Annotated in this window: 18 protein-coding genes; 5 read left to right on the top strand and 13 right to left on the bottom strand. The window is 46.3% G+C overall.

Going from position 1 to position 19,413, the window contains the following annotated elements:
* Positions 1 to 5: 5 nt before the first annotated feature.
* The 7 genes from recG to rfbB all read right to left on the bottom strand — a co-directional run bounded on the left by recG (position 6) and on the right by rfbB (position 8,359).
* Entirely contained in the window at positions 6 to 2,066 is a 2,061-nt protein-coding gene (recG, locus tag ACU37H_RS09005) for an ATP-dependent DNA helicase RecG (protein ID WP_494407601.1), read from the bottom strand.
* Between the two features lie 484 nt (positions 2,067 to 2,550).
* Positions 2,551 to 3,054 (bottom strand): RNA polymerase sigma factor, encoded by a 504-nt coding sequence (locus ACU37H_RS09010; RefSeq protein ID WP_472701858.1) that lies wholly within the window; start codon positions 3,052 to 3,054, stop codon positions 2,551 to 2,553.
* A 186-nt stretch (positions 3,055 to 3,240) separates the two neighbouring features.
* The gene (locus ACU37H_RS09015) at positions 3,241 to 4,218 is read right to left on the bottom strand and encodes a UDP-glucuronic acid decarboxylase family protein (RefSeq protein WP_472701857.1); all 978 of its coding nucleotides are present in this window, start codon (positions 4,216 to 4,218) and stop codon (positions 3,241 to 3,243) included.
* Positions 4,219 to 4,251: 33 nt separating this feature from the next.
* Positions 4,252 to 5,574: a UDP-glucose dehydrogenase family protein gene (locus ACU37H_RS09020; RefSeq protein WP_472701856.1), complete on the bottom strand. Its 1,323-nt coding sequence runs from the start codon at positions 5,572 to 5,574 to the stop codon at positions 4,252 to 4,254.
* 407 nt (positions 5,575 to 5,981) lie between these two features.
* On the bottom strand, positions 5,982 to 6,836 hold the full coding sequence (gene rfbA, locus ACU37H_RS09025) for a glucose-1-phosphate thymidylyltransferase RfbA (RefSeq protein WP_472701855.1): 855 nt from the start codon (positions 6,834 to 6,836) through the stop codon (positions 5,982 to 5,984).
* 20 nt (positions 6,837 to 6,856) lie between these two features.
* The gene (locus tag ACU37H_RS09030) at positions 6,857 to 7,270 is read right to left on the bottom strand and encodes a GxxExxY protein (protein WP_472701854.1); all 414 of its coding nucleotides are present in this window, start codon (positions 7,268 to 7,270) and stop codon (positions 6,857 to 6,859) included.
* Positions 7,271 to 7,303: 33 nt separating this feature from the next.
* Entirely contained in the window at positions 7,304 to 8,359 is a 1,056-nt protein-coding gene (gene rfbB / locus ACU37H_RS09035; RefSeq protein ID WP_472701853.1) for a dTDP-glucose 4,6-dehydratase, read from the bottom strand.
* 382 nt (positions 8,360 to 8,741) lie between these two features.
* On the opposite strand from rfbB, the gene ACU37H_RS09040 reads away from it, so the two are divergent.
* Positions 8,742 to 9,902 carry an acyltransferase family protein gene (locus ACU37H_RS09040; RefSeq protein ID WP_472701852.1) on the top strand — a complete coding sequence of 387 codons (1,161 nt, stop codon included), beginning with the start codon at positions 8,742 to 8,744 and terminating at the stop codon, positions 9,900 to 9,902.
* Positions 9,903 to 9,906: 4 nt separating this feature from the next.
* Here ACU37H_RS09040 and ACU37H_RS09045 read toward each other — a convergent pair whose 3' ends face one another.
* Entirely contained in the window at positions 9,907 to 10,476 is a 570-nt protein-coding gene (locus tag ACU37H_RS09045; protein WP_472701851.1) for a 2'-5' RNA ligase family protein, read from the bottom strand.
* Positions 10,477 to 10,580: 104 nt separating this feature from the next.
* Between ACU37H_RS09045 and ACU37H_RS09050 the strand changes: the two genes are divergently transcribed.
* The 4 genes from ACU37H_RS09050 (at position 10,581) to ACU37H_RS09065 (ending at position 13,920) form a co-directional block, all read left to right on the top strand.
* Positions 10,581 to 11,504 (top strand): penicillin-binding transpeptidase domain-containing protein, encoded by a 924-nt coding sequence (locus tag ACU37H_RS09050; protein WP_472701850.1) that lies wholly within the window; start codon positions 10,581 to 10,583, stop codon positions 11,502 to 11,504.
* 68 nt (positions 11,505 to 11,572) lie between these two features.
* Positions 11,573 to 12,604 (top strand): VWA domain-containing protein, encoded by a 1,032-nt coding sequence (locus ACU37H_RS09055; protein WP_472701849.1) that lies wholly within the window; start codon positions 11,573 to 11,575, stop codon positions 12,602 to 12,604.
* Positions 12,605 to 12,635: 31 nt separating this feature from the next.
* Positions 12,636 to 13,232, top strand: coding sequence for a tetratricopeptide repeat protein (locus ACU37H_RS09060; protein WP_472701848.1), 597 nt, complete (start codon positions 12,636 to 12,638; stop codon positions 13,230 to 13,232).
* A gap of 46 nt (positions 13,233 to 13,278) precedes the next feature.
* On the top strand, positions 13,279 to 13,920 hold the full coding sequence (locus ACU37H_RS09065) for a hypothetical protein (RefSeq protein WP_472701847.1): 642 nt from the start codon (positions 13,279 to 13,281) through the stop codon (positions 13,918 to 13,920).
* A gap of 32 nt (positions 13,921 to 13,952) precedes the next feature.
* On the opposite strand, the gene ACU37H_RS09070 is transcribed toward ACU37H_RS09065, so the two are convergent.
* From ACU37H_RS09070 to ACU37H_RS09090, 5 genes are all read right to left on the bottom strand, one after another.
* A complete protein-coding gene (locus ACU37H_RS09070) occupies positions 13,953 to 14,384 on the bottom strand; it encodes a nuclear transport factor 2 family protein (RefSeq protein ID WP_472701846.1) in 432 nt (143 codons plus the stop codon).
* A gap of 40 nt (positions 14,385 to 14,424) precedes the next feature.
* Positions 14,425 to 15,081, bottom strand: coding sequence for a phosphatidylserine decarboxylase family protein (locus ACU37H_RS09075; protein ID WP_472701845.1), 657 nt, complete (start codon positions 15,079 to 15,081; stop codon positions 14,425 to 14,427).
* 246 nt (positions 15,082 to 15,327) lie between these two features.
* Positions 15,328 to 16,155, bottom strand: coding sequence for an energy transducer TonB (locus ACU37H_RS09080; protein WP_472701844.1), 828 nt, complete (start codon positions 16,153 to 16,155; stop codon positions 15,328 to 15,330).
* A 174-nt stretch (positions 16,156 to 16,329) separates the two neighbouring features.
* A complete protein-coding gene (locus ACU37H_RS09085; RefSeq protein WP_472701843.1) occupies positions 16,330 to 16,917 on the bottom strand; it encodes an ExbD/TolR family protein in 588 nt (195 codons plus the stop codon).
* Positions 16,918 to 17,104: 187 nt separating this feature from the next.
* Positions 17,105 to 19,042, bottom strand: a complete 1,938-nt coding sequence (locus tag ACU37H_RS09090; protein ID WP_472701842.1) for a M1 family metallopeptidase — start codon at positions 19,040 to 19,042, stop codon at positions 17,105 to 17,107.
* Between the last annotated feature and the right edge of the window lie 371 nt (positions 19,043 to 19,413).

The raw sequence follows: 19,413 nt of genomic DNA on the forward strand, positions 1-19,413 counted from the left end.
CCAGGTTAAGAAATCTTACTCCATGCTGTCTTTCCTTTTTGAGACTGGAGGAATATCTTCAGCGGTTCATTTTCGGGTTTGACAAGTTCGGGGTCGTCTGTCAGAATTTCTTCTGTGACCTTTTTGGCTACATCGACCATCGCCCGGTCGTTTACAATGTTTGCCAGTTTAAAATTAAGCACGCCGCTCTGGCGGGTGCCTTCGATATCGCCCGGTCCGCGTAGTTCCAGATCCTTTTCGGCTATCACAAAGCCATTATTGGTGGCCGTCATGATTTTCATTCGCTCGCGCGCTTCGTTTCCGAGTTTTCGACCGGTCAGTAAAATACAATAACTCTTTTCAGCGCCCCGGCCCACCCTTCCGCGCAACTGGTGCAATTGGGAAAGTCCAAACTTCTCGGCGCTTTCGATCACCATCACCGATGCGTTGGGCACGTTGACGCCCACCTCGATCACTGTCGTGGAAACCATGATCTGTGTATCATGCATCACGAAACGCTGCATGTTCAGCTCCTTCTGAGCGGCTGGTTGTTTACCATGCACCATGCTGATCCAATATTGCGGCTCGGGGAAATAAGTTTTAATCTCATCGTATCCCCGCATCAGGTTTTCATAATCCAGCTTATCGCTTTCTTCGATCAAAGGAAAAATAACGTAAACCTGCCGGCCCAGCGCTATTTCAGCTTTTAAAAAGTCCATCACCTGGCTTCGCTCATTCTCAAACCGGTGAACCGTCTTGATGGGCTGGCGGCCGGGCGGCAGTTCATCAATCACACTGTAATCGAGATCGCCGTAGGCCGTCATTGCCAGGGTCCGGGGAATGGGCGTGGCGGTCATCACCAACACATGTGGCGGAACGGTATTCTTTTCCCACAGCTTGGCGCGCTGGGCCACACCAAACCGGTGTTGCTCATCCACAATCACCAGCCCTAGATTATCAAATTGCACCGCATCTTCAATGACGGCATGTGTGCCGATCAACAAGTGAATCGTACCGTCGGCAACGCCCTGTAAAATACTTTTGCGCTCTTTGCCCTTTACCGAACCGGTGAGCAGCGCCACGCCGAGGTCCATTTGCTTTAACAATTCAGAGATGCCCTGAAAATGCTGGCGCGCCAGAATTTCAGTGGGCGCCATCAACACGGACTGATACCCGTTGTCTGCCGCAAGGAGCATGCACAAGAGCGCCACAATGGTTTTACCGCTGCCCACATCGCCCTGCAGCAGGCGATTCATTTGGCGTCCACGCGCTGTATCGTTGCGAATCTCTTTTAACACCCGCTTCTGCGCGCCTGTCAGCTCGAAAGGCAGGTATTGATTATAAAACGTATTGAAGTGTTCTCCTACCGTGTCAAATATGACTCCTTTGGAAAACCGGTGGCGCTGCGAGCGCAGCAGGTTCATGCGCATCTGGGCGAGGAAGATCTCTTCAAACTTCAATCGCCTTACCGCCGCCTCGTAATGCCTTGGCGTTTGGGGAAAATGAATCTGCTGGAAAGCGTCAAAACGTGACATTAACTTTAGGTCATCGAGCAATTTTTGCGGAAAGTTTTCCGGCAGGTCCTGCCGCCGCACATGTGGCAGCAGTATTTTGGTGAGCTTCCCGATTTGCCTGCCACCGAGATTTTTCGCTTTTAATTTTTCAGTGGACGGATAAACCGGTTCCAGGTAGGCCTTCCCCTCCAGCTTTTCGGGCGACCAGGCTTCTATTTCGGGGTGCACGATCTGCGGTTTGCTCAGGAACCAGGACAGCTTACCATAAACGATGTATGCTTGCCCGGGTTGTAACATTTTTTGCATCAGGCTGATGGCGCTGAACCAAACCAGCTCAACGGCACCGGTCTTGTCCCGCAGCTGCGCGACGAGGCGCCGGCCACGCCGTTCACCGATCATCTGGAATGGTTCCAGTACGCCCGCAAATTGAATATACTCTTCGTCCGGACTGGCATCGGCGATGGGCGTAATCCTGGTCTTATCTACATGCCGAAACGGGAAATGATGCAGCAGGTCGTTAAACGTAAAAATGCCCAGCTCTTTTTGCAAAAGCTCGGCGCGCTGCGGCCCCACGCCTTTTAAGTAGGCGATAGGACTGGAAAGTATTTCTGATGCCGGATGAATGATTGATGATTTGGTCAGACGTAAAGAAACGCAAAAAAAGACTAATATTTTTAGTTTTTGAGGTAAAAAGTTGATGTTAATGCTTGTCCATTGATTTTCCTGTCAGAAATTCGCCAGATGTTGTTAAACATAAAGCTGAAAGTAAAAGTCAGCATGAAAGTCACCCTCGACAAGAAAACCGCCGATGACACAGCCCGTGCCGGGCGGACAACAGTCTCGTTTATAACGTAGACGCCTCCGCTTCGCTCCGTTCGCAATGACGATGCTTTTCATCATCTTGCACTCCATTGAGTGCAGCAGCAGTTTTTAACTCCGGTATGACAGCTTCTGCATTGACCATTAAACACAAAGGCCTAAAACTTATATCAGAAAAACAACCTTGCGAATAGCGCAAAAAAAATCCCGCCTTTCGGGCGGGACTAAATGATTTTATTTAATACCTGTTGATCTGTTCTTTCAGAAGCTTCCGCGCAAAGTGTATGCGGCTTTTAATGGTCCCTAAAGGCTCGTTCAGGTATTCAGAAATCTCCTGGTATTTATACCCTTCAAAATATAGTTTGAAAGGCACTTTGAAGGTTTCAGGCAGTGCCTCTACCGCCGCTTCAATCTCTTTTTGTCGTAAGCTGCTTTCGGCCGCATTGGACACAGAGACCTGGCGCAAATTGATCAGGTAATCTTCAGGCGTACTATCAAACACCGTTCTGCGCTTTGCATTACGACGGTAGTCGTTAATGAATATGTTACGCATGATGGTGAACAACCACGCTTTAATATTCGTGCCCGAATTATATTTTTCTTTATTGGCCAGGGCCTTGTACAAGGTCTCCTGGTAAAGATCATTTGCCGTTTCGTTATTCTTTGTAAGATTGACTGCAAAAGGTTTGAGAAAGCCTGCGTTGTCAACCAGTAAATCGCTGAACTCTTTTTCTTTTTCCATGCTGCCCGGGGTTGTTTCTGTGAGAAAATGTGGTCAAAATTAACGCTTAAACATCAATCGTGGCCGATTGCGGAAAATATTACAAAAATTTTACCGATTGCAATAACCTGCCAATACTACATAATAAAGAAAAAATCCTGCCCTTTTTGGCAAGATTTCAATCTTTTTCTGACAAGGTATCCTGTGTTATTTGGAAGAAGCGAACTCTTTAGGCTGCTTGAACCACTCTTCCGGCGGCAACGATTTAAAGTATTCATACGTGGCGGCCAGGCCTTCATTTCTGCTGACCTTTGGCTCCCAGTTCAATAGCGCTTTTGCCTTAGTTATATCCGGTTTGCGTTGCTTGGGATCGTCGACAGGCAAAGGCTTGTAGATGATCTTTACGGTATTGCCTGTTAAAGACAACACTTCCTCCGCAAAATCTTTCAATGAAATTTCATCAGGGTTACCGATGTTGACCGGATGCACATAATCGCTTAATAATAAACGGTAAATACCTTCTATCAGATCATTGACGTAACAAAAACTGCGCGTTTGTGAGCCATCTCCGAACACGGTGATGTTTTCTCCACGAAGCGCCTGCCCGATGAATGCCGGCAATGCCCGTCCGTCATTGAGCCTCATACGTGGCCCATAGGTGTTGAAAATGCGCACAATGCGCGTCTCCACCTTATGAAATGTATGGTAAGCCATGGTAATAGACTCCATATATCTTTTGGCTTCGTCGTACACGCCGCGGGGACCCACAGGGTTTACATTGCCCCAATATTCCTCAGTTTGTGGATGAACCAGCGGATCTCCATACACCTCGCTGGTAGAGGCCACCAGGATGCGGGCGCCTTTAGCCTTGGCCAACCCCAGGCAATTGTGCGTACCCATCGCTCCCACCTTTAAGGTCTGAATAGGGATTTTCAGGTAATCGATGGGGCTTGCCGGGGAGGCGAAGTGCAGGATATAGTCTAAATTACCAGGGACATGAATATATTTGGTTACATCATGATGATAAAATTCGAACTCCGGGTTGGGGAACAAATGTTCCAGGTTTTTCAGGTCGCCTGTGATCAGGTTGTCCATCGCAATCACGTGATATTCTTCCTTAATGAACCTGTCGCAAAGATGGGAACCCAGAAAGCCTGCCGCACCGGTTATTAAAACTCGTTTCATTCGTTTATTTTTTGTTTACAGCTTTGCTGCGTTTTATTGATTGTTGTTGATGATTTTCCGACCGATGCTGTTGTAGTAGAACCCCAGCTCTTCCATTTTCTCGAGGCTGTAAACATTTCGGCCGTCAAATACTACCTTGTTTTTGAGATCATCGACCATGCGCTCAAAATCAGGATTTCTGAATTCGCTCCATTCTGTAACGATCAGCAAAGCGTCTGCATCCTTGAGACCCTCATACTGATCTTTTGCATAACTGATCTTATCGCCGAGCAGGTTCCGCACATTTTCCATGGCTTCAGGATCAAAGACTGTCACTTTGGCGCCGGCTTCCAGCAATTCATTGATCAGGTCCAGCGCCGGCGCGTCGCGAATGTCATCCGTTTCGGGTTTAAAAGCAAGTCCCCAAACGGCAAACTTCTTACCTTTCAGTCCATTTTTATAGTAACGTTTGATTTTCTTGAACAATACTGTTTTCTGCAGCTTGTTCACTTTCATCACCGTATCCAGTAACCTGAAATCGTATTTGTTTTGTTTTGATGTATGGTGAAGCGCCAGGACGTCCTTCGGAAAACAGCTACCACCATATCCAATACCAGGAAACAGGAAGCGCTTTCCGATACGGCTGTCGCTACCGATTCCAATTCGTACCAGGTCCACATTGGCCCCGGTCAGCTCACATAAATTGGCGACCTCATTCATATAAGAAATTCTCATCGCCAGGTAGGAATTCGCTACGTATTTGGTCATTTCCGAGCTGCGCTCATCCATGAAGTAGATCGGGTTGCCCTGTCGTACAAAAGGCTGGTAAAGCTCATTCATCATATCGCGCGCACGGTCAGAAGAAGTACCGATGACCACCCGATCAGGCTTCAGAAAATCGTCGACAGCAATCCCCTCCCGCAGGAACTCCGGATTGGATACCACGTCGAACAGGTCCTTGTCCAGCTTTTTAGCCAGAACCGCCGCTACTTTTTCGGCCGTTCCCACGGGCACGGTGCTTTTGTTTACGATCACGCGGTATTCGGTGATCAGGCCCGCCAGGTCTTCGGCTACCTGCAAGATGTACTTCAGATCTGCCGAACCGTCCTCTCCGGGAGGTGTCGGTAAGGCCAGGAAGATGATGTCTGATTTCTTTACTGCAGTTTTAAGATCGGTGCTGAAAACGATTCGCTTTTCTTTGATATTCCGCTGCAGCAGCACATCGAGGCCTGGTTCATAGATTGGACATTTGCCTTTCTTCAGCTTGGCTATTTTTTCTTGGTTGACGTCCACACAATGAACGATGTTCCCGGTTTCCGCAAAACAGGTTCCGGTAACCAAGCCTACGTAACCGGTACCAACTACAGCAATTTTCATTCGTAAAAGTTTTATTGATTTTTTTAGTCCAATGTATCCGTCATAATTCATCTGCACGGGCGAACCCCAAGGTGCTGATTATGTCGGTCTCATTCGTAATAGTTTATGCCACTCGCGATAAAATACCGGTCGGGCAGTTTTTTAATGGTCTATCTGGTGACTGATATGTTGACGCACCGTTAACCGCTTCTTTCTTTTCACCACATCATTTCCCTTTGTACCAGGTTCGTCGGCATCAGTTGTTCAAAAAGTAATAAAAAGGGCCAGAATTGAAATTTGGTTTGAATGTACGCAAATGTAGATAAACAACACAGATTTTGTGCTATTTGTCAGTGAAACCGAAGTAAATGGGACACCGGGCCTTCAACGATTCATCTTTACGGTTCGAAACGCCCGTTATCAGATACCTACAGCTTTTTCAGATAAGCGCCGTAGCCGCTTTTTATCAGTTCTTCTCCCAACGCATGCAGCTGCTCCTTGCTGATAAATCCATTGCGCCAGGCAATCTCTTCAATGCATCCTATTTTGGTACCCTGCCTTTTTTCTATCACACGCACAAACTCTGCAGCGTCTGTAAGCGAATCGAATGTACCCGTATCCAACCAGGCGGTACCCCTGTCCAGTACGGCGACGTGTAGCTTCTCCTGCTTCAAATAGATCTTGTTGACATCAGTTATCTCATATTCACCACGGGCAGAAGGCTCCAGCTGACGAGCAATATCTACCACACTATTGTCATAAAAATAAAGTCCGGGAACGGCGTAGCTGGACTTAGGATTTTCGGGCTTTTCCTCTATGGAAATGGCTTTCATCTCTTCATCAAATTCTACCACCCCATATCTTTCGGGATCACTTACCTGGTAGGCAAACACGTATCCACCGTCCACGTCTGTAAGCTTTTTCAGTTGAGTTCCGAGGCCGGTTCCATAAAAGATGTTATCGCCCAGTACCAGTGCCACTTTATCGTTGCCAATGAATTCCGCACCGATAACGAATGCCTGCGCCAGACCATTGGGCACTTCCTGAACGGCATATTCGAACCTGCAGCCTACACGTGATCCATCGCCCAACAGCCTTTTAAATCCTTCACTATCTTCGGGAGTGGTGATGATCAGCACTTCATTAATGCCCGCCATCATGAGCACCGACAAAGGATAATAGATCATCGGTTTGTCATAAATAGGCATCAACTGCTTACTTATTGCCTTTGTAATGGGATATAAACGTGTGCCGGAACCGCCGGCGAGGATAATACCTTTCATTTTTATTCTGATTTTGCCAATTATTGCGAATGATGCGAATTAATGTCGCTGATATGTGGGTTTAAAATTCGTTTATAAGCAAGTGATTTCTCACCAAAGTTTACCAATAACCCTAATTTCTTATCAGATGCTCTAAGATAATTTAATAGCTGCCGCTCAAAATCTTTTATCAGGAACCCTACTGCTTTGATCTCAAGTAAAATCTCCCCATAACAAACGAAATCGATCTTAAAATATTTGTCTAACCACATGTCGCCAAAAAGGACGCGCAGTTTCTTTTCTTTTTCAAACACAATGCCCGAACGTTCCAACTCCTTTCCTAAGGCCTCTGCATAAACCGATTCTAAGAATCCGGAGCCTAATGTTGAATGAACACGCATGCAGGCCCCGATTATAGCATAACTTTCTTCTTTATATATAATCTCAGAAGCCATTGGTGCAATTCGTTTAATTCGTTCTAATTCGCCTTAATTCGCGTATTGAGTCTCATAATACTTCTGGTAATCGCCGCTAGTCACATTATCCAGCCACTCTTTATTTTCTAAAAACCAATCAATCGTCTTTGAAAGGCCTTCTTCAAAGGTTACGGAAGGGGACCAACCCAGCTCTTTATTGATTTTAGTGGCATCGATAGCATAGCGCAGATCATGGCCCGGGCGATCTTTTACAAATGTGATCAGCTGCTCGCTGGTACCGCTTTCCCGACCGAGCTTTTCGTCCATTTGCTTACAGAGCAACTTTACCAGGTCAATATTCTTCCATTCATTGAAACCGCCTACATTATACTTTTCGGAATTTTTACCTTCATGAAAAACCAGGTCAATAGCTCGTGCATGATCAATAACGTATAACCAGTCGCGCGTGTATTTACCGTCTCCATACACAGGCAGCGGTTTATTATTGATGATATTGTGGATCATCAATGGAATGAGCTTTTCAGGAAAATGGTTCGGGCCATAGTTGTTGGAACAATTGGTCAAAACAACAGGCAATCCATAAGTGTCAGCATAAGCATACACAAAATGATCCGAAGACGCTTTTGATGCCGAATAAGGTGAGTGCGGATCATAAGCGGTTTCTTCAGTGAAAAAGCCAGTGTCCCCCAGCGCGCCATACACCTCGTCAGTGGACACATGATGAAATCTCTTGCCTTCATAGTTACCTTTCCATTGCTCTTTGGCAGCATTTAACAAATTCACTGTGCCTATCACATTGGTGTAAACAAAGTCCAGCGGGGAAGTGATGGACCGGTCAACGTGGCTTTCAGCCGCCAGGTGAATAACACCATCGGGCTGATGCTTGTTAAATACAGCTTTTACCGCATCGGCATCCACGATATTCACCTTTTCAAAAACATAATTGGGCTGATTTTCAATGTCTTTCAAATTCTCGAGGTTGCCTGCGTAGGTCAGTGCATCGAGGTTGACAATAGTGTAATCAGGATATTTGTTGACAAAAAGGCGAACGACATGGGAGCCGATAAACCCGGCGCCACCGGTGACGATGATGGTCTTTGTAGGCATGATCTAAAATGGTTTAGGTGCAAATATAATTGTATGCTACTGAACTGAAAATTCATATCACGATAAGGGTATCACGGTTTTTTAATTTTTTATGCCTTTTAACAAGGCTGCGCAAAGAATACACAAGTAAGGGAAGAAAAATATTATGCATCATACGATAACGTCAAACCTTATTATTGCGAATCTTGGTATATTTATACATCATCTTCCCGGAAAAGGAGCCCTTATAACCACTGCAAATGAAGTGATACTGGTGTGCGATTGATGAACCCTGATACCCGAGGATGAAATGCCCATGTAATTTTTTTCACAAGCGGGAATGAATGCAGGCGTTCGACCCGACAAAAGAATCGCAGCAAAGCTGCAAACAAAAAATATACGGATGAAAGTAAGATACCGGTCTTTGGATATATTCAGAGGTGCTACCGTGTGCCTGATGATTCTGGTGAATAACCCGGGGAGCTGGGGCCATATATTCGGCCCCTTAAAGCACGCGTCCTGGCATGGCCTCACCCCTACAGACCTGGTATTCCCGTTTTTCCTGTTTGCCGTAGGCAACGCCATGGCATTTGTTATACCCAAACTGAAAGAGGCCGGCGACGGCTTTTTCTGGAGGAAGGTGATTAAAAGAACGGTGTTGATTTTCGGGATCGGCCTTTTTCTCAATTGGTATCCTTTTGTCCGGTGGCACGAAGATGGGCTACAGTTCATTCACTGGGTCAACCAGCAAGATGCCGACAAAGGAGTACGTATTTTTGGCGTATTGCAGCGGATTGCCGTCTGCTACTTCTTCGCCTCCCTTATCGTTTATTTTCTCAAACCCCGAACGGCCTGGTTCTTTTCATTGCTCCTTCTTTTGTTGTATTGGGTGATCTGCGTCCTGGGTAACCCGGCTGACCCTTACAGCCTCAATGGGTTTATCGGAACTGACATAGACAAATTGATCCTGCACGTTCCACATATGTATAAAGGCGAAGGGGTGCCTTTTGACCCCGAAGGCCTTTTGAGTACGATTCCCGCAATTGTAGAGGTGGTCCTGGGCTACTTTGTCGGGACCTACATCAAGCATCATTCATTGATCACCGAACCGAATGCCATTTTCAAGCTGCTTACAGGTCTGTTTGTAACGGGTGTTACGCTCCTCATTGCAGGTCTCTGCTGGGACCTGGTCTTCCCGATCAATAAGAAGATCTGGACTAGTTCTTACACTATCTATACTGTTGGTCTCGCGATAATAACGCTGGGGATCATGATCTACGCGGTGGAAGTAAAAAACTATGGCGGTTTTCCCATGCGGTTTTTCGAGGTATTTGGTAAAAATCCTTTGTTCATCTTTGCGCTGAGCGCCTTTTTACCTAAAACCGCTGCACTATTCACTTCGAACGATGGCGTAAATTTCTGGAATTGGTTTTACAAGAAGGTTTACATCCATATTCCGGGAGACCCCCGCCTGGGTTCTTTAGCTTTTGCTTTCACCGTCATTGTTTTTATGTGGGCTATTTGCTGGTGGATGGACAAAAAGAAGATCTACATTAAAGTGTAGGTCATCACAAAGGAATCAGCATATTTTGAAACTCCAGCCGCTTCAGGATCTGCCAGCTACTAAAACCTTCTAATCTTTTCAGCAGCAACATTTCGCTGGTCACAAAAGTGGCAGAAAAGGATCGGGACTCATAGTTTTTCCAGCTTCTAACAAACTGGAATGGCTGCAGCCGCCTGGCAATGGTCACCCTGGGCAAAGGGTTAAAGACCGCTTCTCTTATGGGTGGTATATGCTCTCTCAACTGCGTTGTCAACTTCTGCAATATTGCCTGCTCTTCAACATGGATAAAGATTTCCCTTCCATCCAGCTGCCCAAAATTTTTAAGGTGCATTTTAAAAGGCATAAAACCCAGTGCGATCTTATACAGCGCATCTAGCGTACCGGTTTCTGCTGACTCTGTTTGGGCAAAGGATGCCAGGTATACAAAAGGCAATCCGCCTGCTACGACCATCCCTTTGTAATCTTCATCAAATTCGGTCTTGACGGCAGCCACCTTTTCTTTTACTACCTGAGGCAGATCAATGATCAGGCGGTAATCATTCAATGTATCCTGATGTTCGAAGAGATCGGTCATAGACGGCTTATATAAGACTGTCTAACAATACGTGTGCCACACCGCCGTTAAAAATTAGTAAAAACCATTCCTAAACCATTGGCAGGCTTATTTTTGCAGTATATATGTCCAATAAGAACAACAATTATGCAGCCGGCACCGGCGCTACTCTGGAATCTTCTGATCCATCCGCACGCCATTCTTATCAGAAACGAAATCGCGGGTATCGTCACTTGCTAGCCGTGACAATCGTTATAGCAGGCTTCGCGTCCTGTACCCAAAACAATGTAAAAGAAGATGACAGTCCGAAAAAATACTTCGACGAGCATCATCTGAATGGCTGTTTTGCACTTTACAATAATGGCACCGGCGTGTTCACCGTTTATAATCTGAAACGTTACCGGGACAGCGCCTACCTTCCGGCTTCGACCTTTAAGATCGTCAATTCGCTGATCGGTTTGCAAACCGGGAAAATTTCCAGTGACAGCATGGTAATCCCATGGGACGGCGTAAAGCGCTCTGTAGAAGCCTGGAATAAGGACCTCAACATGTACGAAGCCTTCCGCGTTTCAGCGGTTCCTTATTACCAGGAAGTGGCGAGGAGAATCGGCAAAGACACGATGCAGGTTTGGCTGGACTCGCTGAAATACGGTACCGATAAAAATAAAAAAGCTTATAAAATTTCAAGGATCGATAGTTTTTGGCTCGATAATTCTTTGAAGATAACACCGGATCAGAACCTCGGCGTTGTGAAGCAATTGTATTTTGATGAGCTGCCATTTTTTAAGGTGTACCAGCAAAAAGTGAAACATGCGATGCTTTTTGAAAATAATTCGAATTATAAACTGGCTTACAAAACCGGATGGGGATATACGGATAAAGGACATAGCCTCGGGTGGATCGTTGGATGGATTGAAGAAAACAAACACCCGTATTTCTTTGTGCTGAACGTAGAATCACCTGACCGGAACTATGACATGACGGATGTCCGGTTGAAGATGTTAAAGGACATTCTGAAAGAATACGGATTTTTTGAAGGCCGGATGTAATCAAGATCATCGTCAATAGTCCATGGTCTATGGATTAATAAATGTCCATCGATTAGAAACCTTCCGCTATGAATAATCTGCAATTTCAATACTCGTTTTTTATATGGCTGTTAGCAGCCATGATCCTTTTCGTGTTGCTGTTTCTGGGCATCAGAAGGTGGAAAAAGCGTGTTGCGAAAAGGATCGGCAATCCTTCGCTGGTGAAAGCCATGCTCCATCGATATAGCCCGCGACGGTTCACGTTGAAGTTTGTGTTGATCTGCCTGGCGTTCATCATGGGCGTACTCGCGGTCATGAACCTGCGTAAGCCCGGCGGGAGTGACGGCATCACGAGGGAAGGCATCGACGTAGTGTTTGCCCTTGACGTAAGCAGGAGCATGCTGGCGGAAGATATTGTCCCCAATCGCCTGGAACGGGCCAAACAACTGATCAGTAAATTAATGGACGCGCTGCCGGACAGCCGCGTAGGTCTTATCTTATTTGCAGGAAAGGCTTATGTGCAGATGCCACTCAGCGCGGACCACGGTGCTGCGCAAATGTTTGTCAACGAAGCCTCTCCCGATGCGGTTCCCATGAAAGGCACCGTCATCAGTGATGCATTGCAGGAAAGCCTCACCGCCTTCGGTGAGCGTGATACAAAATACCGGGCCGTGGTGTTGATTTCGGACGGAGAAGATCATGATGAGGAAGCGCTCGATCTGTCGAAAGAACTGGCGCAGCGCGGATTGATGGTCAACACGGTAGGAATCGGATCGCCTGCGGGAAGCTTTATTCCGGATGATTCTACGAGCGGACATAAGATCGACCAGGAAACAGGCGTGGAGATCATCTCTAAGTTAAATGAGCAGGAATTAAAACAGATTGCCTCTAATACCAACGGAGTATACATCCGGCTGGAAAACAGCGATGATGCGGTGAAACGGATCACTGCCAATCTTGCACAGATCGACAAGAAGGTCACGGGAGACAGCAGCCTCATGAGCTTTTCTTATTATTTCTGGGTGTTTGTAGCGATCATGATCATCCTGCTCGCGATCGAGCAGATCTTACCTGAGGGAAAAAGAACAGCGCCAAAGGCAACAGTGGCGGTGGGAAGATAATCGCGCTATCGGCTCATAAATCGAATACTTTATGCAAAGACTTTTACTTTTATGGATAGTCATAACCGGCGCCGCACCATTAATGGCGCAGGACCAGGAAACTTTTATTAAAGAAGGCAACGAATTCTTTAAAAAAGGCCAGCTGGCGCAAGCTGTTGCCAGCTATGATAAAGTAACCGACGAGTCATTGAAATATACCGCCTACATGAATAAAGGCACAGCGCTTTATAAACAAAAAAAGCTGGATGAAGCGCTGAAGGCATACCAACAGGTAAGCGCCGCACCTGATGCCGGCAAGCTACTGAAATCCGGCGCTTATTATAATGCCGGCGTCGTATTCAGCAATCAGGATAAAATAGCAGAAAGTATTGAAGCCTACAAAGCCGCACTGCGCCTGAATCCCGGCGATAATAATGCACGCGAAAACTTACAGAAGGCCTTATCTGAATTAAAAAGAAGCGGTGGCGGTGGTGGCGACAATAAGCCCCAACCATCGCAGTCATCCAAATTGAATAAAAACCAGGCAAGACAACAACTGGACCGGCTGGAAGAAAAAGAGAAAAGTACTCAAAATAAAGTAGCGAACAAAAAGACGCAATTCGGTGGGAGTGTTGGTAAAGACTGGTAGCCAACTATTCCCGAAGCCGCTTCGTCCATCCCTTTAAATCACTATAATGAAAACACAAGGCATTTGCTTGCGGGCATTATCATTCTCATTTTTGCTGATCTTATGTTCCTGCGCAAAAGAACGGTCCGATTTTCATGACCAACCTGGCCGCGATAGAGAAGAGACGGAAAACAACCCGGAAGTCAAAGACACTATCTATACCATCACCGACATCCGGTTTGACACCTTAGCCGGGTTTGAAGAAGAAGAGATCATAGAACCCCGACAAAGCCTGGTGTTTACCAATAAAACGAGCTTACCACAGAAAGTGATCATCCATCCAGACCCCTTTTTGGAAAGCACTCAGTTTGACACACCCGACGGCAGCTATAAGATCCGGCAGGACAGCCTGCTGTTTCGTGTTCCGCAATTTATTCAGGGAAAAAATATCTCGCTGGGAGAAAAGAAATGGATCTACTCGAACAGCCAGGTGAGTTCCCCTTCGGCCCTAAGCCTGAGAGATTCTTTGTATGTGCAGCCGGATAGGGAATTATCGATACGCTTGTCTGTTGTTTACCGGAAGATCCGGGCCAGGTATATCATGGACCTGCAGGACAAGACAACGAAGCATTCCCTGCAAGTAAAGGGGACTTGGACAGGCATTTATCCATCCAGGTCCATTGTGCAATCTGAAGAAAAAGATATTTAACCAAAAAAGCTACGAGCTGCTTCTAAGGCGGCTTACTGCGCCGGAGGCTTCATTGCCTGACGGGCCAGTAATACCCAGTTCTTACTCTGCTTTTGCCAAACCGTCATTACTTTCAGCGTTACATGGCCGGGCTTGTTGTTATCGTTGGTATCCGCATCAAACAGGTGACGGACAATCGCGGTGTTCCCGGTAACGTCGACCGTTTGATCGGTAATATGGATCTTAACGAAGTCCGACGCACCTGTTTCAAATGTTTTCAGGAACTGCTCTTTGTTCTCGATTTTCCCGCTGGAATGGCCATACGTCAGGCTGGATGCCGCGAGGCTATTTAACTTTTTAAGATCACTGCCTTCCAGTGCTTTTATGAATTCAGTTACGGTTTGCTCCACCTGTGCAGTTGCGCCCTGCTGTGCATGTAAGGCAATGCCTGTAAACAGGGCAATCATTAGCATGAAGTATTTCATCTTATCGTTTTTATTGACTGTTTGATCAGCTCGGCAGTGATTACCAATGCGCAATTTCTGTAATACCCCCTACCGCGATATCACCTATCTTCACTTTGATAGCGGCATTTAAAGGCAGCAGCAGGTCCACACGTGAGCCAAACTTGATAAATCCCATTTCACCCGCCTGGGTCGCCTGATCACCCACTGATAAATAATTGACGATCCGTTTGGCCAGGGCGCCCGCAATCTGCTTGGTCAACACTTCTTTCTCCCCCACCCTGTACACATTGGTATGACGTTCATTCTCGGTGGATGACTTGGGGTGCCAGGCCACCAGGTATTTACCTTTATGGTACTGACTATATACCACTTCACCGCTTACCGGGTTCCTGTTCACGTGTACATTTAACGGGCTCATGAAGATAGACACTTGTATGCGCCTGTCTTTAAAATACTCATCGGCCTCCACTTCTTCGATCACTACCACCTTGCCGTCACAGGGAGCAACGACCGCCTGGGGATTATTGGTATAGTTCCTGGCTGGTATCCGGAAAAAAGAAATAACCAGACCCAGGGTGACCAGGGTCACGATCAATACAAAATAAAAAATGATGGGGTATGATGGATATAAAAACTGGTAAGTAACAATATTGATCAGCAGGAATATAATAACTGCTATCATGATAGATCCTTTCCCTTCCCGGTGCAACGTCATGTATTAATTTTTTTGTGGTGCAAAATTACGACAATGCGGCGAATACGTGATTGGACTTTCATAATTGAGCATATAACATTTTCATGCTGCGCATGCTTTGTGAACAAACCGCTGCGCACTTTGCTGTAAAACTCAGCAAAAGAAAAATATTATGGCCCCTCACCCTACGCGTCGGGATCGACGGGAAGCGATATTATAATTATACGAGGCGAAGATTGCCTCGTATAACTGTTGTCTGCAAGCGTTCTACTCTACCACCCGGAAAGTGATCGGCTGCCTACGGTAAGCAGTTACTTTTTCCCCGTTCTGAATGGCGGGATCCCATCTACCTGATCGTTTGATAACGCGCATAGCTTCTTCTTCCATACCAAAGCCTTTGCTGGTTAGTGGTTTAATATTGCTGACATTACCCTGTTGATCAACAATGAAGTTGATCACAACCGTGTAAGTACCGGGAGGCGCTCCGTTGTCCACGGCCACCTCGCCGGAAAGATTCCGCTCCAGGAAGCGTTTCCAGTCGCCCCGATACGATGCTTCAATTTCTACTCTAGTGAAGGGAAGGTTTTCATCTACCTTTGTTTTCGTTGCCGTTACAAGGCCCCGTTTGTCGTCCAAAGATTCCGGAGGGACTACTATTCCCAGGTCCTTAACACCCTCTTGCGTAACATTGCTGATACGAGTGTCGATAAGCTCTGATTGAGTAGGCGGTGGGTCTACCACCGGCTCGCTGGTAACAACCGGTGTTACAAACTCAATCGTCTTCACCTTAGGCACTTCGACTTTGGCGGCTGGAGGCGGAGGTGGTGGCGGCGGAACTTCTTCTGCCGGCGGCTCAATGTCAACGATAGTCACCCCGTCAATAATTCTCATTTTGTCTATCGCCGCTTCTTTTCCAAAAACACTTTTCAGCCAGGCGCCCCCACCGATTGTCAGACAAATACCTGCTGTGATCAGCATGGCTTTTGTCATGCGCTGCCGATAATGTCTTCGAAGCTCGTAAGCGCCGTAGCTTTTGTTCTTTCCTTCGAACAGGATGTCGAGCACATCCGATTGTAAAATTGTTGCTGCTTCCATGATGGTTTCATTTAAATTTTGAGATTGATTGTTTCATTACTTTTTTGATTGAAGGATTGTTGTTTTATGGTGAGATTAACTATCACTATTTTCACCACCAGACATACCACTCCCACTACCCTCGCGGATCTGTTTTTTTGAACCATACATCTTGAGTGTTATTATATGCCGGGTCTACTTCAACTTATCCAGCGCGTCCAGGTCTGCAGGGTCCGGTTCCAATAAGGCATACCTGGCAATGCGGTTGATGGTCATTTCGTCGAGCAAAGCAACGATCGTCTTGTAATCCGCGCCGGACGTAGGTTTTATGAGGATCATCAGGTTTTTTTGCCGGCAATCGTTTACCTCCAGCTTGTTAGCAACGGCTTTTGCTTCGCAGGCCGGATCGGGTTGATACCGCGAGATAACTTCCTGCTTTTTCTTTATAATAATATTTCTTATGTCAGACATGGAGCTGGACTTTATATTGTCACCATTGGATGAAAGCTGTCCTTCATAATAATAGATAGATCCGGGCTTCCCTGCAATGATGGTTAGGGCTCCGGAGTTGGCCACCGGCATCAAAGCTCCATCCGTTTCCGGCATCAGGAGATCCATGGCCTTTGGCTCATTCATGGTTGAAGTAAAAATGAAAAAGGTGATCAGTAAAAATCCAAGATCGACCATAGGTGTCATGTCTATTCGCGTAGCTAACATTTTTCTCCTGGTCGAAAAGCCGCGATGCGAGCGGCCTGCAGTTGGGTTTATATCTATGCTTGCCATAGTTGTTTATTTGTTATTAAGAAGCAAAAAGAAGATTTTTCCACAAACGACTCATCTGTAGGTACATAAAAAAACCTGCCTCGATGTTAAGCTCAACACATGAGGCAGGTTTTGATTATTAAGTTGCCAAAAGATTATTTTACTATCATCCTACAAATCTTTCATTTCGTTTGATAGGTGATCCCCATTATTTGGTCCATACGTTATTCACGCGGTTCCAGTCGGGAAGTGCGTTATCCGGATCGATCTTCACTTCTTTGATCACGCTGGTAGAAGGTACGGTGAATGTGTAAACGCCGCCGCGCTGCCATATTTCAACAGGCAGTGTCACGCGTTGCTCTTTACCATTCGCTTCTTTAATAGCCACGGTCACAGGCATCGGCATTTGCTCTACGTTTTCAATCGTGATTGCCGCGCCATTAGCAGGCAGGTTATCTTTATAAGACACGCCTTTGACCGCCTGATCGATCTTCCAGGTGTTCAGCACCCATCCTCTCCAGAACCAGGCCAGGTCTTCGCCTCCTACATTTTCCATGGTACGGAAAAAGTCCCACGGAGAAGGATGTTTGAAGGCCCAGCGATTGATATATTCTTTGAAAGCAACGTCAAAACGTTCGGTGCCCAATACATTATTTCTTAAAGCATGCAACATTTGCGATGGCTTAAAATAAGCCGTTATGCCTAAGCTTCTTTGCTGTACCGCATCGGGAACAGTGTACAAGCCGTCTACTTTTTCACTGAAAGAGAACTTGCCGGCGTCAGGCCCTTCATTTTCGGAATAAAATTCTCCTTTGTTAAACGCTTTTGTAGAAAGATCATTGATGAAAGTGTTGAACCCTTCATCCATCCAGGCATACTTTCTTTCATTACTGCCCACGATCATGGGAAACCAGGTATGTCCAAACTCATGATCGGTCACGCCCCACAGGCCGCGGCCTTTGGCTTTGTATCCGCAAAACACGATGCCGGGATATTCCATACCACCTACAATACCCGCAACGTTGGTAGCGGCGGGGTAAGGAAACTCAAACCATTTGGAAGAATAATGCTCAATAGACGCCTTGGTAAATTCTGTGCTGCGCTCCCATCCGTCGGAACCAATCGATTCGACCGGGTAAGCACTTAAAGCCACACATTTTTTGCCGCTGGGTAAATTGATCTTTGCGCCGTCAAATACAAAAGCCTTGGAAGCAGCCCATGCCGCGTCGCGCGTATTTTGGATGCGGAACTTCCAGGTGTTGGTGGCTTTATTGGTTTTGATCTTGCCGTTTACATCTGCCTCGCTGCGAATCGTTACGGTCTTTTCGCTGTTCTTAGCCTCTGCATATTTTTTTGCCTCGGCCGGAGATAAACACTCCGTTGGATTCAACAATTCACCGGAGCCTACCACGATCATATCAGCAGGCGCCGTCACAGTGAAATCAATATCTCCGTATTCAAGATAAAACTCGCCCTGGCCTACATAGGGTAATACATTCCATCCCTGCAGATCATCATACACACACATGCGGGGGAACCATTGCGCGATTTCATACACCCACCCATTTTTCGTTTGCAGACGGCCCATCCGGTCTGTGCCGTATTCGGGCACGGTGAAAGACCATTCAATCATTATTTTGGCTTTGCCGGCATTCTTAAGCGCCTCCTGCAGCCAGACCTGCATGCGGGTATCGGTCACCGTATATTTCGGCGTGTATTTCTTTCCGTTCACTTCGATGGAAACAGACTTGATCACACTACCTTCGGTAAAACCCGTGTTAGCCCAGCGTCCGCCGGCAGCAGTTGTAGTGGCCGATCCGCGCGAATCCTTGCGGTAGATATTCTGATCCAGCTGCAGCCAGAGGAATTTGAGGTTGTCCGGGCTGTTATTGGTGTAGGTCAATTCTTCTGTGCCCGTCACAAGGTGATTAGCCGTGTCAATGGAACAGGCAATCTTATAATCGGCCCGGTTCTGCCAGTATTTAGGCCCGGGCTCGCCGGAAGCACTTCTGTATTCCGAGCCGGGGTAAGGATAAAACTGGGGATCGAATGCTTCCTTAGCGTTGTACTTTGAATCTGTAGTTTGTGCGAATGATGACAGTGCGAAAGCCATCAGCAACATTGAAAAGAGCGTTTTTTGCGTCATGTAAAAAATTTAAAGCGCTGAATTTACATCAAAAATTGAAACTGAATCGTTAACGCATCTAAAATGGCAGAGCAGATGGATTAAAATAATGCAGATTCGTCCCATTCAGATTTGAAAAAAGACTTGTTTTTAATAAGATTTGAGGCAGCAGATATTTCGCCGGAAACTCAAGCTTATTTTTGAATTAATTAATTGGATACCCCCAAGTTAAACCATAAAACGTCAGGGCGCGTGCACTTTTTCCAACTCTGGTACAAAAAGACCAGCATTGATAACATTCTAATTTTATTGCGTTTATCCAGGGTTGGAACGGCACGCTCTCATATCAATAAAAAAAATTTGTTATATTTGTCCTGACATAACCTATATTT

The sequence above is a fragment of the Niabella sp. ZPM-14 genome (genome assembly GCF_055693045.2).